The organism is Edaphobacter sp. FHG110511_03 (genome assembly GCF_059115365.1).
Genome location: NZ_JBZYWL010000001.1, coordinates 1614575 through 1630300 on the forward strand (window position 1 = coordinate 1614575; position 15726 = coordinate 1630300).

Annotated in this window: 8 protein-coding genes; 1 reads left to right on the forward strand and 7 read right to left on the reverse strand. The window is 54.5% G+C overall.

The genetic code is table 11. The features are described from left to right. Nucleotides 1-116: 116 nt before the first annotated feature. The 3 genes from AC5S26_RS06645 to AC5S26_RS06655 are packed head-to-tail and all read right to left on the reverse strand — an operon-like array spanning nucleotide 117 to nucleotide 6502. Nucleotides 117-1595: a c-type cytochrome domain-containing protein gene (locus AC5S26_RS06645; protein WP_494184065.1), complete on the reverse strand. Its 1479-nt coding sequence runs from the start codon at nucleotides 1593-1595 to the stop codon at nucleotides 117-119. A gap of 5 nt (nucleotides 1596-1600) precedes the next feature. Next, complete coding sequence (locus tag AC5S26_RS06650; protein ID WP_494184066.1) at nucleotides 1601-3190, reverse strand: DUF1501 domain-containing protein; 1590 nt, start codon at nucleotides 3188-3190, stop codon at nucleotides 1601-1603. Nucleotides 3191-3196: 6 nt separating this feature from the next. Then, nucleotides 3197-6502 carry a PSD1 and planctomycete cytochrome C domain-containing protein gene (locus AC5S26_RS06655; RefSeq protein WP_494184067.1) on the reverse strand — a complete coding sequence of 1102 codons (3306 nt, stop codon included), beginning with the start codon at nucleotides 6500-6502 and terminating at the stop codon, nucleotides 3197-3199. Nucleotides 6503-6534: 32 nt separating this feature from the next. Here AC5S26_RS06655 and AC5S26_RS06660 point away from each other — a divergent pair, with 32 nt between their 5' ends. After that, a complete protein-coding gene (locus AC5S26_RS06660; protein ID WP_494184068.1) occupies nucleotides 6535-6777 on the forward strand; it encodes a hypothetical protein in 243 nt (80 codons plus the stop codon). A 69-nt stretch (nucleotides 6778-6846) separates the two neighbouring features. Here AC5S26_RS06660 and AC5S26_RS06665 read toward each other — a convergent pair whose 3' ends face one another. From AC5S26_RS06665 to AC5S26_RS06680, 4 genes are all read right to left on the reverse strand, one after another. Continuing rightward, entirely contained in the window at nucleotides 6847-8349 is a 1503-nt protein-coding gene (locus AC5S26_RS06665) for a glycoside hydrolase family 140 protein (protein ID WP_494184069.1), read from the reverse strand. Nucleotides 8350-8999: 650 nt separating this feature from the next. Continuing rightward, nucleotides 9000-10406, reverse strand: coding sequence for a hypothetical protein (locus AC5S26_RS06670; protein ID WP_494184070.1), 1407 nt, complete (start codon nucleotides 10404-10406; stop codon nucleotides 9000-9002). Between the two features lie 59 nt (nucleotides 10407-10465). Then, nucleotides 10466-11842 carry a hypothetical protein gene (locus tag AC5S26_RS06675; protein WP_494184071.1) on the reverse strand — a complete coding sequence of 459 codons (1377 nt, stop codon included), beginning with the start codon at nucleotides 11840-11842 and terminating at the stop codon, nucleotides 10466-10468. Nucleotides 11843-12113: 271 nt separating this feature from the next. Further along, nucleotides 12114-15428 (reverse strand): outer membrane beta-barrel protein, encoded by a 3315-nt coding sequence (locus AC5S26_RS06680; RefSeq protein ID WP_494184072.1) that lies wholly within the window; start codon nucleotides 15426-15428, stop codon nucleotides 12114-12116. Between the last annotated feature and the right edge of the window lie 298 nt (nucleotides 15429-15726).

The window sequence follows — 15726 nt, forward strand, 5'->3', positions numbered from 1 at the left end:
TCGATCGGAATTATCGGATCCGAAGCGAGTGAAGCAATGGCGGCCGTCCCGATGCAGAAGGTAAGAGATTTGTGACGTTCATGGATCCGGATGGGTTCGACATAAGTTGCTCCCTATTAGAAGATTAGTTTCTGTTTCAATGTCGGAGTATTCGCTGACGCCGGCGTGATCCTTGTGTTTGCAACGTAGAGGTGTTCCATCTTCGGCATGGAGGCGATCACCCCAAGCACTGCAGGGGTAACCTGCGTTCCCAGTAGATTGATGGATTGCAAGTGCACGAGGTCATGCAGTCGCTTGACTCCATCGTCTGTGACGCGGGTGTGTGAAAGCCGAAGAAGGCGAAGATTTTTCATGCTGGCAATGAGATCACTGGAGTGATCGCTGATGGAGGTGCCAGAGAAGTCGGCAGTCTTTATCTGCTCAAGGACCAGTTTGAAAGATGCGAGGTCGCTGTCCCCAAATTTTTCACCAGCAAGTGAAGCATTCAAGCTGAGCATTGCTGAGGTTCGAGACTCATATTGCAGGAGATCCGGATAGCGCTTCTGAAGAGCAGCTACATCTGCAGCGTGCGACGAGCGGGCCTTATCTGCAATGGAAGGATCGTACTCCGGTAGTTCAATTTCTTTGGGGGCGGCTGCAACGTTGGTGGGTGCGCCTTGAATTGCATTCAGTGGCGAAGCCTCACTCGCTCCAGCTTTGATCCATGCTTCGATTGTTTTGATCTCGTCTGGGGTGAGACGCCGTTTGCCCGAAGGCGGCATGGCGTTGTCGTCTGTCTGCGGAAGATTGATGCGATGAAATAGCTCGCTGCCGGCTGTGTTGCCAGCTTTAATGACGGCGCCGTGCTTGCCACCGCGCAGGATTGCTTTGTAGCTATCCAGGCGTAAATTTCCTCGCTGCTTGTTGGTGCCATGACAGGAATAGCAGTTCTTCGCAAAGATTGGTTCAACGCGTGCGCCATAGAATGTGTTGCGATCGACGACTGCAACGGTGGTTGCGCCCGTGGCGGCACTGTCGTCGGTACTTATGCCGAGTAGGGTTCGCAGGGGAGCGGGCATTCCCTCTGTCAGGTGATTCTCGCCTTGCGTAAGTTGACCACCGCGATAACCCGTCCAGGAAACTAATGAGACCGTGGTTGCGAGCGCCGCCCAGTAGACGATATTGCCGCGTCGCGATGCTGCATGATCACGAAGGATCCAACACAACCAGCATGCCAAGGCCGTGAGCAGCCCTCCCCACATGTGTTGCGCGACGATGCGTCCGGAGTAGCCACCATTGCGGGCAAGTGCCCATCCCAGCGAAGCTGCAAACAGGCTTGCCAGGAGGCCGAGCATCAGCATGAACTCTACCGAAGCTTTTAGATGAGGAAAGCGTTTATGCCTTCCAATCAGCTCGAGCAGTGGAACGAGATACAGAAGCGCAATAGGGAAATGGATTGTCAGCAGATGAAATTTTCCCGCGAAGAGCAGCCACGGGGAACGCTCCTGGCCGTCTGGAGGAAAAACCAGAAACAGAGAGGCGAGTGCCAATATGGGCACAATTATGACCAGCCGGTGTCTGCGTGCGCAGATCAGTTGACGTGGTGAGAATGCCATCCTTCTTACGCAAGCACCTCGCCAACGACGCGTGCGGGATTCACCGTGGTTAGTTTCTGTTCCAGTCCCTGATAGGGATAGTTGAGTTTGCGGTGATCGAATCCCAGGGCATACAGCATGGTGGCGTGCAGATCACGCACCTCCACCGGATCTTTCACGATCTCATAACCCATCGCGTCGGTTTCGCCGTGAGTGTATCCAGACTTTACGCCACCACCCGCCATCCAGATGGTGAAGGCTCCGGGGTTATGATCGCGTCCCACAAACGGTGAGCCACCGTTGCGGTTCTCTTTCATCGAGGTGCGGCCAAACTCTCCGCCCCAGACAACCAGAGTATCCTCCAGCATGCCACGCTGTTTCAAGTCGTCAAGCAGCGCACCGATGGGTTGATCCGTTTCGCGGCACCGATCCTGAAAGCCGAGATTAAGAGCTTCCTTTGCGGCTGCTCCGTGCGAGTCCCAACCCCAGTGGTAGAGCTGAATGAAGCGTACGCCACGCTCTGCAAGTCGACGCGCTACCAAGCAGTTATTTGCGAAGCTCGCCTCACCCGGCCTGGCTCCATAGGCTGCAAGTGTGGTGGCGGACTCTTTATGGATATCCATGGTGTCGGTTGCTTCCATTTGCATGCGGAAGGCCATCTCGTATTGGGCGATACGGCTTACGGTCTCGGGATCACCGAACTCCTTGTGTTCCTGCCGATTGATCTCATCCACCGCGTCGAGCATGCTGCGCCGAGCCTGTCGAGAGACGCCTTCGGGGTTCTTCAAATAGAGCACAGGATCACCGTGGGACTGGCACTGCACGCCCTGATAGACGCTCGGCAGAAAGCCGGAGCCCCACAGCTGCTTGCCGCCGTCAGGCATGTTGCCGCCGGAGATGAGAACGATAAAACCAGGAAGGTTCTGGTTCTCTGTCCCCAAACCGTATGTCACCCATGATCCGATGGATGCATAGCCCAGGCGTGCATTGCCTGTTTGCACCAGCAGCTGGGCTGGAGCGTGATTGAACTGATCCGTCTTCATCGATTTGATGAAGCATAAGTCGTCCACATGCTTTTCGAGATGAGGCAGCCGGTCAGAGATCCACTGACCGCTTTGGCCTGCACGATGAAATGGATACTGCGGCCCAAGCAGTTTAGGAACACCGGTGATGAACGCAAAACGTTTGCCGGCAAGGAACGACTGGGGGCAATCCTTTCCATCCAGATGGGCGAGGTCTGGCTTGTAATCAAACAGTTCTAGCTGGCTTGGAGCCCCTGCCATGTGCAGATAGATGATGCGTTTTGCCGTCGGTGCAAACTGAGGAGGAAGTACAGAGAGCGGATGAGATGGGTCGCGTGCGAAATCGATGCGGAGATTGCCATCGATGCTGCGATCTGTGGCGTGGGCGGACCGACATAATTCGGGCAGCGATGCTCCAAGAAACATCGTGCCGACGCCTGCGGTGAAGTTGCGGAGAAAGTGGCGACGTGTCTGCGCCTGCAGATAAGCGAACTTCTCCGCCGACAACATCCCGGCCAACGCGGCTCGTTCCTGCTCTTCGGCGACGTGTGGATCGCAGTAGGTCTTCGGATCGTCGTGATCGTGTTCGTGCATCGTATGTCACCTCACAAGGGCTGCATCGAGGTTGAAGAGAATATTACCTACAGTGGTTAAGCCGGTTATCTCGGCACTGCGACTACTGTGAGTGGAGGAAGGATAGTTTGCTCGAACAAGTTTGGCTGAACCCTGATTGCGAAGTGCGCGCACATAAGCCTGACGCAGCAATGCCAGTTCTCCATCAGTCGGCGGGCGAGAGAGCACGAGCTCGGTCGCGTTGCGAAGCTGTTCTGTAAGGATGTCCTCTCCCGTTGGGTTGTTTGCCAGTGGCCGTGTCATGTTCATGACACGCAATGCAAGGGCGGTGGATGCCTCTTGATACACAGGATCATTCAACGTAACGAGAGCCTGCAGGGGAGTGTTAGTCGGGATGCGGCGGGGAAGCATGACATCGCGGTCCGAAGCATCGAAGATCAGGGCGCTCGGATATCCAGAGGTGCGCTTCACAAAGGTATAGATTGCACGGCGATACCGGTTAGAGCCTGTGGCATCGGTCCACTTTTCCCCACTGTAGACAGAGTTCCAAATGCCGGCCGGTTGAGGCGGCATGACCGGAGGGCCACCGACGGTTGTGTCGAGGAGACCACTTGCCAAGAGCGCCTGATCGCGAACCATCTCCGCCGTAAGACGTTGCCGCGGACCGCGCGCAAGCAGCCGGTTCTTCGGGTCGCGTACGAGCAGTTGCTGCGTCTCTACTGCGCTCTGCCGATAGGTTGCACTTGTGACGATCTCACGAATAAGTGCCTTCGCGTTCCAGTGGAGATCGTTCTGAAAGTGCAGCGCAAGGTAGTCCAGTAACTCTGGGTGGCTTGGTGGTTCTCCAACGCTTCCGAAGTTTTCCAGTGTTTCTACGATCCCTGCTCCAAATAACTCTTCCCAATATCGATTCACGGCGACGCGTGCAGTCAGCGGCTGGTCTGGCTGAAAAAACCACTTCGCCAGCGTCAGGCGGTTCCGTGGCGCTCCCTTTGGAAACTTCGGAAAGATTGCAGGGACATCCGGCTCGAGGTCAGGGCCAACCTTCGTGAGGAAGTTTCCACGTTCAAATTCAAGGGTGGGGCGCCGCTCATAGCGCTGCTGTTCCACCATGACTGGAACCGGCACGGTCAAGATGTCATGGAGTTGCTTGTCCAGTGCGAACAAGCGATCGGTATTGGCTCTGTGCTGGGTGATCGACTGTGTCCATCTTGCATCGTCACTAACGTCGATGCGCAAGCGCATGACCTTGGCGGGTTTGCTGTCGATATCTCCAGTCTGTTTGATGTTGACTTCAATGTGCGCATCCTTCGCAAGGGAGACTGGCTCTGCAGGCACTCCAATCATCCATCGTGTTTGAAAGAGCTTTGGAAGCGCTGCGAAGGGGCTTGGAATCTCTTCCTGGATTGTGCGCGGGGCCGCCGCGAAAGCGGTCTTCATTGGTGGAGCTGGTACCGGCTTTGCCTTTTCGGATCTCTTGTCGTGTTGAGAAGCCTTTGCCGAGACAGCCCTGGAAGGGTTGTCCTTCGCTACCGCCGGTGCTCCTGACTTCTCTGTTCCGGCAAGCGGCTTCTCGCCTTCTCGTTCGGCAGCCATCAGATTTTCCTCTGAATCCTGCGCGAAGTAAGCCATGGGAACAGTTTTTTTCTGTCCCTCCGCCGTCACGACAAACACCTGGAGGCGATTAGCGATGAAGCCATCTTCGGGAGTATGGGATGCCTTTCCTGCGTCGATGGGAGGGACCTGGAGGCGCAGGGCGGTAATCTGCGATACGGGAGATTTGCCAGTTACCTGATAGATCGACTGTGCAGGCGTCTCCGGCTTCGCGTAGGCTTCACCGTTCGTGAGGGTAAATGTCTTCGCCGCGCCGTTACGCTTTTCTGCGGCCTCCATCTGCGCCCGTGATTCATCGAGAGCCTTTTTCGTGGAGATGACACGTTCGGTCCTCTGCTCGGCAGGAAGTCGTGTTTCTTTGTTCGCGCTTTCCAACGCTTTTTCCAACGCCGGTATCTTGTCTTTCAGGATGACAAGGTCGTCCGCACCAGCACTGTCAATGCGAAGCTGTTTCCAAGAGGATGCTGCTTCCATAGCGCGATCCGAATTCTCGATGGAATGCACAAGTGCACGCACGTCGCCTTCAAGTTTGTCCGCAGCAGCATACTGGGCATGATCCGAGGGGACGGGCAATACAGGGGCATCGTCTGTCAGATCGGAATCCCGTTGTGTGTTAAAGAAGGCCAGTGATTTGTAGTAGTCCGTGTGACGGATAGGGTCATACGGATGCGAGTGGCACTGGACACAATTCATCGTAACGCCGCTTGTAATCTGCCAGGTCGTTGCAACCCGATCCATCACGGCGATCATGCGGTACTCTTCGTCGTCCGTTCCGCCTTCATCATTGTTCGGTGTCAGGCGATGGAATGTCGTTGCAATGCGGTCATTCATCGTCGCGTTTGGAAGAAGGTCACCGGCGAGCTGACGAATTAAAAACTGGTCATACGGCATGTTGCTGTTAAATGCGTTGACGACCCAATCGCGATACGGCCATACGTTGCGAGACAGGTCTTTCTCAAACCCCATAGAGTCTGCATAACGGGCGAGATCGAGCCACATGCTGGCCCAGCGTTCGCCATATCGTGGCGAGGCGAGTAGTCGATCGACCTGCTTCTCATAAGCATTCGAAGAGTTGTCCGCAGCAAATGCAGCTTCTTCCTGACGCGTAGGTGGTAGTCCGGTTATGTCGAGTGAAGCACGACGCAGTAGCTCGGACTTGCCTGCCTCCGGAGAAGGAGACAGGTGTTCTTGTTCAAGTCTCGACAGGACGAAGGTGTCCAGCTGCTGCCGAATCCAGCGCTGCTGTTTTACTTCGGGCAGGGGTTGCGGCTTTGGCGGTACAAACGCCCAGTAATCGTCAAACTGAGCGCCTTCCTTGATCCACTGCCGCAGGACCCCGATCTGCTGACCGCTCAGCCTGGGCCCGTGATACGGCATGCGGACTTCGGAATCGTCGGAGAGGATCCTCACGATGAGCTCGGAGCCGTCGGGATTCCCCGGAATGATTGTGCGATGCCCGCTCTTTCCAGTCCCTAGTGCCTCGTCCCGGAAGATGAAGGAAACGCCACCCTTCTGACGTACTCCGCCGTGGCAACCTACGCAGTTTTGATTGAGGATAGGGCGTATATCGCGACTAAAGTTGATGTGGCCTTCGCGCAAGCCGGATTCTTCCCGGCTATGCAGAGCGTGTCTCGCGAAGCCCACCGCCACAATAGCTACAAAGAGAGTAGCAACTGAGGTGATCGTCGTTCGCAGCCGCGAAGGTTTCACGGTCTTCATGTTACAGCGGATTTCCCTTGAAGTGGCCTTCAATGAAAAAGATCCTCGGCAGGATCAGCGAAGCTGGCAAGGACTACGAGATCCTCTTCCTCAAGACCACAATGACGATGCCCTACACCTCGGTCTTCCTCCAGCTCGCCTGCAAATACTGCACCAGCGAAGGCGAACAGAAGATCCGCCAGTCCATGAAATCCTTTTTTTCCGAAATGAAGACTCCTAAGGCCAGTGAAGAATCGCGAAGCTGGATGCGGTATATTGCTGCCACTGAATTTTGACCATATCCGCCCCCGGGCGGATTAGTTGAAGCTTGTCGGCAGATGCCGGCCAATGTACCCGAAACTGGCCTAGGGATGGCAACGCTCCACGATGCCGGGCGGAACAAATCCTTGGCTCGCATCGTCGATAACGATCACCCAATCCGGCCCATGCGTTGGCGTCTGTAACTGCACCTGCGCCATGGAAAGGTCCGCGTCCATGCGCTGTCCGATACCAGTCCTCGGATCGAACCACCATCCGACGCGCTCACCATCGCGAAGCTTAGCGAGATTCAGTGTGATCTTCTGTCCGGCATTCGGTACATAAATCATCGCGTAGCGTCCTTTTGCGTCACGCGTCGCCTGCGAATGTTCAAAGTGATTCGCATATTTTGTCACGATCATCGATGGGTCAGGAATTCGCTCGAAGAACGGACGCGATTCGATGAGCCTGCTCAGGTACATTACCTGCTGAGCTGCTGGCCGCACCATCGCGTCCGTCCAGTCCCGATCCGCATGGTTGATAACTCCGTTTCGTTTACTAGCGAACTGCCAGACCGCATGATGGCCGTAGGTGACGCCACATCCACCGGCGAAGACGGAGCGATAGAGTTGCTTGCGCACATCGTAATCGCGGAAGTATCCGTTCGCAGGGTTCCAGGTGGGCCACGGATCAACCGGATGGTCCTCGTAGTTTGGCTCCAGATCGATCACCGGCCTGGGCGGTGCAATGTTGTAATCCCGCTCGATCAGCTCCCACGTCGGTGTATCGCGTCCGCTTCCGTGCCCGCTTTGAATACCGTTGACAGAAAGCCACTTTGCATCGTGTAGCAGTATCGAGGTTGAAATAGGCCCTCCTTGCGGGTGATAGAGAAGCAACGGTGGGGTCGGCCACACGGAAGTGATGCCTTCTGCCATCGCATTCCAGATCGGCGTCCAATCCTGATTCTCAGGAAAGCCGTACTTGATGGCTGCTTCGCGAAAGTGCTCATCGAGACGTGCAGGTCGATCACCGCCCAGCATCCACACGACGTTCGTGCAGTGTTGTACCTTGCGTGCGAGGTAGGCTGCATAAGAACGCGCTACCGCCTGATTGTCATTGCGAAACAGGCGTGGTCCTGCCCCCCACGGAGCGGTGAGTTTGTCGCCCCACGTCGGCAGCAGGGCAACATAGAGCCCGCGTCGTCCGGCCTCTTCGACAACTTCAACAACGCGCTGAAAATAGGCTTCGTTGGGGCGTTCGGGATCATCGTTCTCAAACGGCACCAAACCCAAAGCTGATAGCTTATGTACCCCATCCATTTCTGCCAGCACGACTGCCTGGATGACCGTAAAACCCTGTGCTGCTCTCGTCTGTAAGTAGTAGCTGCACTCTTCCCGTGTCGTCGAATGTATGAGCTCCCAGGCAGTATCGCCGAGCCAGAAAAAAGCAGTGCCTTCAACCGTCTCCAGCACGTGACCGCCTGCATGCACACGAAGCGCTGGCAAGGAGGGCGAAGAGCAGGTCACTACACTCTTGGCATTGAGCTCAGGTGAAGAGATGACAGCAGCGATGGAAGAGCCCAGAAAATTACGACGCGAAAAACGGAGCATACCCTCGTCATGACCTCTCTCAAAAGTTCTCATTGTAGCGGGACAGTCGCTCCTGTGCTCAACCATCCCAGAATCGCCGACGTTTGCTGTTCGCAAATGAGGCCGGGTGCTGCTCTGCCGATGACGGCCAAGTCGCCAGACGTGGTGTCCACCCAGCAGTTGCAGTCGTTGCTGTCTGGCCAATTGCTCTTGCGGGAGGCTTTCTCCCCAACGCCGCATATTCGTTTTATTTGCTTGTCCGCAATCGTAGCTGGGGACATTTCATGAGGCTATTCCCGATTGCCTGTGGAGTAGATTGATGGGTTTCTTATGGATCTCCACAGTTGTGGTCTAAGGACTGGCCACCTATCAACTGGGGCCACTTGGAGATTCTGCGGGATGGGCTATCTACCAGATCACGATGGTGCTTATGGCTTGCTCAGCCGGTGTGATCGCAGGCGAATGGAAGAGTTCTGCGCGACAGGCTATGAGAGTTTCCTGCTTAGTATTGCCCTCCTTTTGATAGCTACGGTCGTGCTCGCTAGGGCGACTAAATAAATGTTCAACTAAAGCCCACAGTATTTGATACGAGGAGAATGTTCCCGATATTTTGGACGAATATTTGACAGTAATCGATATTTCCCGGTCGTTTGGTAAGAGAGAACAATGGTTTATTCCGATACCGTAATCTCTTGTCCGCGTGCCACAGTCACGTCCGCCCAAGAGATTGGTGTGCCATCCCAAGCAATGAAATGATGTGCTGGAACTTCCGTTTCAATTATTTTGAGTCGATCCAATCTTCCTGCGAATGAAGCACGCCAGCGAAGTGGTGGACCGGAGAGATTTTTCAGACGCGACAGAGAAGAGCCATGATGTGTCACTTGTATTCTATTCCGTCTAATAGAAATATCCACGAGGGAAGCAACGTCCATTTTAGTTGGCAACCTCGAGAGAGTGCTCACGTCGTAGTTATCGCCGATAGCCGCAGGGGCAACTCCCATCACGCCACTCACAATGGCGCTAACGACGGAGTAGGAGACTTCCGGATATTCCCGCCTCGCTTTAATTGGTGCACTGATGTCTGCTAAGACTTCGTATGCAGCAGAGGTACGGCCATACCGAAACAGCGTTTGGGCGATATAAGTCTCTTCTTCAATATTGATCTGCTTCCAGTAAGAGGGGGCAGAGATGTAGTCGAGAGCTCCCCGAATATGTGTAGGATCTTTGGCCGCCCCGAAATAGAGAATCATAGTGTCGCCGGACCCGTAACCGCTTAGGTCTTTGCGGATTGGTCCATAGTAATGATGGTCCTGCTCGGACCAGGCAACCTTCTCAAGCAAAGATTGAATCGCGCTGGCATTCTTCTCTTCGTTATGCAGGAGCGAACCGTTCTCAGACACCTCTTGGTACGACCGCATCGCTCGATACTCGGCTGCGAGCAAGTCTGCCCCGAAGATGAAGTCTTTTGTTCCTTCCGAATAGCTAGGAATCCCTCTGGCATCTACGAAGCGCCCTTCCGTTGTCCGTTGGTTGGCAATGCGTGGGCGTGTCAGCAGCATTACTGGATCCAACTGCCATGCCCGTAAGTAATCGCTCATGGTGATGCGTGAGAAATTGTGGAAGATGGAAGACGTCCGATAGCTGCTGTCTCCGGTCCAATTCATCATGCGAACAGTGGCATCGAGCACATCGAAGTTAGCAGGGAGGTTGAACCAGAAATCGTTGTCGGAAACATAGTCCGCAGGGGAAGGCGCGCCTTTTCCCGTGATCTCCCAATAGGCCGCCCAGTCACGAGACTTTGCCGCGGACGCTGCGAACCTCTGGAGCATATTGTGGTTTGCCTCGTACAACCCCATTGCTGCCGCGCCTTCGGTTTGATGGGACACGTCTCGCATGCAAAACGCGTCACGGCCAGGCAGGGCAGCTTCATACCAAGGTCCTATAGTTGCGGAACCTGTTCTTGTGTATCCGAGGGCCTCTATCTTCGCCCATGCGAACGACTGCGTTAGCCAAGGTATAGAGGACGTAAATTCGATTGAAGAGGTACTGTGGGACTGCGCGATGGCGAACTGCCCCAAGATAAGTGTTGCCGATAGAAGGTGTCGTAGAGTCACTTGGTAATCTCCTCGGTGCCGGTTCAACGGAGGACCAGAACCATACCAGGTGACGAAAGGTCTCCTTTGGTTGCTCCGCTCAGTCCAAAGCTGCGCATCTGTGATTCTGTGAGCTCCAGCCTATTGCCGTCAATGCGAACCTGTGGAGTCACATCATGTGCGGCATCACTCATCAAGTCTTGTACAAGGATGCGCCTGTCAGCAATGGGACGACTAAAAACGAGTTGTAGCGAACTGCAGCAGCCAAAAATGCCGAACGGCCCTGGAGCTTCCCCTACATTCAGTTCCGTCGACGCAGCAGGCATGTACCATCCTTGGCCGGAACGAGTCCGTTCTTGAATGCCGACAGCTACTGCCCCATTAGGAAATTTGGCCGCAAAGACAAATGGCTTTTCCTGTTTGGCGTGGACCCTCGGAAGAGCGATATTTCGAGCGATGCAAGCGGGTGCCCCCTGATACGCTGTTTTTCCTACAACTTCCTTCTGCCAGGTCTGGCCACGCTCGAACCTCCAACTGTCTGTGAGCACTTCTTCACTCACTGTGACAGTTCCTTCGCCCGCACCATAGGGAGCGGCAATCCTCTGCCACCGGAGGGCCCGAACAACCTCATCTATCCGCAGCTTGGCCTTTCGGGGGCCATTGAAGAATAGGTCGGTGTCTTCTCCGGGGCGTAAGCCTGTAAGAGGATGTCGCATCACGCCCATCGTGCAGCCCATCACGGCCGCGACATAGACTTCATCCTCGACATTCAAGAGCGCACGGGTCCCCAGGCGCCCTTGCGCTCCTTTCAACATCTCCGACAATCGATCCAATGTGGTTGGGAGAGACAGGATAGAGGTTACGTCGTATGTCCGATAGACGTCGGTACGAGCCAGGATCTCCTGGCGCTTCGAGCCCTGTGGTTGAGCTCCGAACCTTCCCTCATGTTGCCAATTTCCATTGAGTGGGGTTTCTCCATGAACGTGTTCGAACGTTAGCGGTGCATGGGAAGCGTTACGGACCTTGGTGAGGTGGAAGTTGGGATCTCCGATGTCCACTTTCCAGTAGGGAATACTTGCTTCTGCACTAATTGTTTCCAGGCGGCGGTCTTCAGAGCCCCCTGGCGTATTACGGCACCATAACGCTGCGCCTCTCCAGCCTTGCTGCTGAAGAGCCTTATTTAACTCGCGAAGCCGATTCGAAGCTGAGCCCGTGTATGAAGGGAACTTCTTTGTATCGAGTTCAAACGTGGATGTCCCTCCTGATTCCCATCCATCGTCCAGCATGAGGTAGAGATCCTGTCGGACGTGGGGAAAGAAGTTCCGGCCCCATCCGTCCATGCCGAGCAAAACCTGTTCGTTCATCGCTTGATGTGCGAGTTGACTGCCCGAATCTCCTTCGAGGATCTCTGGATTCAACACTTTTGTATTTTGTCCGTACATGTAATTTTGGACAGCCCATGTGCACCAGTAATTAGGAGCTTTACTGGACGTCTTGGGAATTAAGTTGACGGTTTCATTCGGCGAGGACTTCACACTACTAAACAATCGTCCCGTTTGAGTAGCTGCTACTGTCGCGGCAGAATTTAAAACAAACTTCCTTCTGTTCACATCCAATCCTTTGCGGAGAGTTCAGCACTAAAGTAGGTTGGATAGCGCGGGTCTCTACTGGCACCGCACCACGTAGATTCTGTCAAAAAGTAAGGTGAGCTCCAAGCTGCAACTGCCTCGGACTGCCATTCGTTCCATTAATCTGACCGAAGTTCGAATCCGCCAGGTTCGTGTCGGGATTCGAATAGTGCGGCGTGTTCGCGACGTTGAAGGCGTCGACCTGTACCGTGATCTTCATCGACTCGTGAATTGGTGCAGTCTTGGAAAGCGAGAGATCCGCGTTGTAGTAGCCAGGGCCGTGCACCTTCCCGAAGCCTGAGTTGCCGAGCTGGAATGGTGCAGGCGTTGTGAAGCAGCTCGTGTCAAACCACTGCGAGACGGAGCCAATCGTCCTGACGGAAGAGCAGTCGACATTCGCGCGGTTTGTGATCCCACTGCCAAGATTGTCGTAGGCCGCGTTGAAGGTGAGCGGTGTGCCTGACTGCAGCTTCGTGACGGTGCTGAGCTGCCAACCTCCCAGCAGGAGATCTACCGGTTTGCCAGCATTGGACATCCACTGCTGGCCACGTCCGAAGGGAAGTTGATAAATGAGGCTTGCAATGAAGTTTTGCGGAACGTTCGGCGCCTGGCTGGTTCCTTCACCCCAATTCAGGCGATCATTCAGAGGCCACCAGACGTTCATATTGTCGAGTTCCTTCGACCAGGTATAGTTCACTCGCCCTACTAACGAACGAGTGAAGTTAACCTTAATTTCTGCCTGTAGAGCGTGATAGATGGACTTTCCGTTTGCCCCTGCGAAACCAATGTTGGTTGCATATTGCTGCCCCGTAGAGTCGAAGTACTGGTACGGTAACCGGGAGTTGAAGGGGGTGCTGCCCGGCGGTGGCGTATTCAGGTTGTAGCGCCGGAAGAGATGCACGCCACGGGTGCCGACATAAGTCAAGCTGAAGGCCATGGTGTCGGAGAGCTGTTGTTGAACGCCGAAATTCCAGGCATAGGCGACGTCAGGTTGCATATCTTTTGTCATGTAGCTGACTGATATACCTGGCGGGGGCGCAATGGATGCATTCGTCGGAGTAGGAATGTATTGGGGAAGTCCGGTAACGCTCAGAGGAGTCAACGGCACATTTCGCTGTTGGGCAGGATTCGTGAAGACCTCGAAGTAGGGATAGTTACGCTCGAGGAAGCCACCCATCGCACCGAAGTTTCCAGGAAAGTGAGTAACACCGAAGGCGCCGCTCACAGTCGTGTTGTTTTCGGGAGTGTAGGCAAAGCCCACGCGTGGTGACCAACCGCCGTAGTAGCTGTTGACATTGGGTGCGCGATTTCCGTTGTTCGCAAAGTCAAGGAGTCCAGTCGCCAGATTGAAGTTCGATTGATGGTTTGACTTGTCAACCGCAGGGGTGATCAGGTCCCAGCGTAGAGCAAGCGTGAGGGTTAGATTCCGCCGAACACGATACTGGTCTTGGGTATAGATGCCGAGCAGGATGGCTCGTGTTGCGGGCAGGGTCGCTACATATCCACGATCGGTGCTCGATGGAAGGCCCAACAAGAAGCTTGCAAACTGGTTTCCGCCGGTGGGGTTCACGCAGCTCGGGTTCATCGTACAGCTGCTCGTATAGTCGGAGAGGTAACTGAAGTCTCCGTTCTTGTTTGCATCTGAATTAGTGAGGGAAGCCTCGAGCCTGCGGAAATCCTCACCAAACGTGAAGGTATGAGATCCCAAAACTTTCGTCAGATTGTCGGTGATCTGGAAGGAATTACTGATTCTCCGTGAGTTGGTCCATCCCTGCGAGCCGGTCGCGGTGATATTACCGATGCTGAAATTCCCCATACCGGTAGCACCGAAGGCGGGGTCATTTCCGTTTGGAATACCGAGCGAAGTGTTTTCGTTCGTGCCGAGATCGTTGCCGAAGTCCTTCGTGAAGAATCGGTTGAATCCAAAGCGCAACTCATTCAGCATCGTTGCTGAGAATGTGTGGTTATATCCGATCGCTGCGTTGTGATTGCGCGACTGTGCGTTCACGTCGCCGATCTGAATGAATGGTGTTCCAGGCGAGGGCGCAGATAAGTCTCTACGTTGGTAGGATTCGCGCCCGAAGATGCGGTCCTTCTCCGTAAGCTGATAATCGGCTTTGACGTCGAACTGATGGTTATCATCGGGTTCGACCGTATTCGCTTTGTAGTTATTGCTGATGCCTGATTGGTCTGTGGCCGCCGGCCAGATCCTGTTTCCTGCGACCATGTTGGCTGAGACCGGATCGAAGCGGTTCCGTGGAATCTGCCATGCATCTCCCTGTGCGGTATTCACGGTAGGGAATGGCTGTCGGGTCTGCGGATCATAGATCGGGCCAGGGAACTGGCTCTTCAGGAAGGTACCTTGCGTCATCAGTGCGGTCGGGACGGTAAGGATGTAGCTGATGCCGTTTCGGAGAAGGAGACCTTGATAGTCAACGAAGAAGAACGCTTTGTTCTTAATGATTGGGCCACCTAAAGACCCGCCAAACTGGTTTGCGCGATAAGGGGCTTTTTGAGTCGCCCGCCATTGATAAGCGTTTAAGGAGTCATCGCGAAAGAACTCATAGGCTGAGCCGTGCAAGGCGTTCGTACCCGATTTTACAAACGCGTTGACCTGCGCCCCACCATAGGTTCCGACGGTGATATCCGCATTGTTGGTTGAGATTTTGACCTCTTGAATGGAGTCGAGGGGAGGGGTAACGTTGATGAAGGCATTCAATAGTTCCATGTTGTTAACGCCATCCAACGTATAGGTAGTACCACCCCAAGGCATTCCATTAACGCTTGCCGTGATTGAGCCGAATGAGCCGGCGCCTGCTGCGGCTTCAGGAGCACTGCCGAACCCGGCGGCAATAGATCCAGGTACGGTCTGGACAAGTTGAGAAAACACACGACCATTCAGAGGAAGAGTGGTTACGTCCCGGCTGTCCAAGACTTCGCCAAGCGAAGAACTGTTGGGGTCGATCAGGGCTGCCGCGGTTGTTACCTCTACCGACTGGCTGGCTGTTCCAACCTGAAGGGTAACGGGGACAGGGGACGTATTATTGACCGTTACCACGATTCCTTTTGAGACTGTAGTTTGCATTCCTTGGGCTTCCACTTTGACTTGATAGGTCCCTGGAGGAAGGTTGTTCGCTTGATAGTCGCCCCGTGTATCGGTCTCTATGGAGGTGGCGATGCCGGTGTCCTGGTTGGTTACGGTGATCTTCGCATTTTGGATTGCCGCACCCCTTGGATCGAGGATCGATCCGGCAATTCGACCGGTTACTCCTTGGGTCCATGCGAGCGGTGCGGCACCCAAGCAAAGGGCGAGTACAAATCGTCTCGCGGCCTCGCGAGTCCGGTTCGGTTTCGATCTCAGCATCTGTTCGTTCCTCATTTTTGCCTCCTACCAATGACCTGCCATGTGGCCTATGAAACAGTTGCAACCGTAAAGACCCAATGGAACGATCGACTAGTTACGTAGGGATACCGTGCAGCAACATCCGGGGTTTTCCATCACTTTCTTCAACGTTTCAAGCCGCGTTACAAGGACGTTACACAGAGATTATTCGGCCAAGTTATTGAAATCAGAGAGTTAACTCTCGCGCCTCGAAAGTCATGTGGGGCGATTCGAACCCAATGCTGGGCTAGGAAGCTAATCTTTGGTGGGATATTTCATGGGGAGAAGGAGGACG

Bases quoted from the DNA above. Each gene is read 5' to 3' on its own strand.
- AC5S26_RS06645 (WP_494184065.1), bottom strand. From the start codon at position 1,595: ATGGCATTCTCACCACGTCAACTGATCTGCGCACGCAGACACCGGCTG.
- AC5S26_RS06650 (WP_494184066.1), bottom strand. From the start codon at position 3,190: ATGCACGAACACGATCACGACGATCCGAAGACCTACTGCGATCCACAC.
- AC5S26_RS06655 (WP_494184067.1), bottom strand. From the start codon at position 6,502: ATGAAGACCGTGAAACCTTCGCGGCTGCGAACGACGATCACCTCAGTT.
- AC5S26_RS06660 (WP_494184068.1), top strand. From the start codon at position 6,535: ATGAAAAAGATCCTCGGCAGGATCAGCGAAGCTGGCAAGGACTACGAG.
- AC5S26_RS06665 (WP_494184069.1), bottom strand. From the start codon at position 8,349: ATGCTCCGTTTTTCGCGTCGTAATTTTCTGGGCTCTTCCATCGCTGCT.
- AC5S26_RS06680 (WP_494184072.1), bottom strand. From the start codon at position 15,428: ATGAGGAACGAACAGATGCTGAGATCGAAACCGAACCGGACTCGCGAG.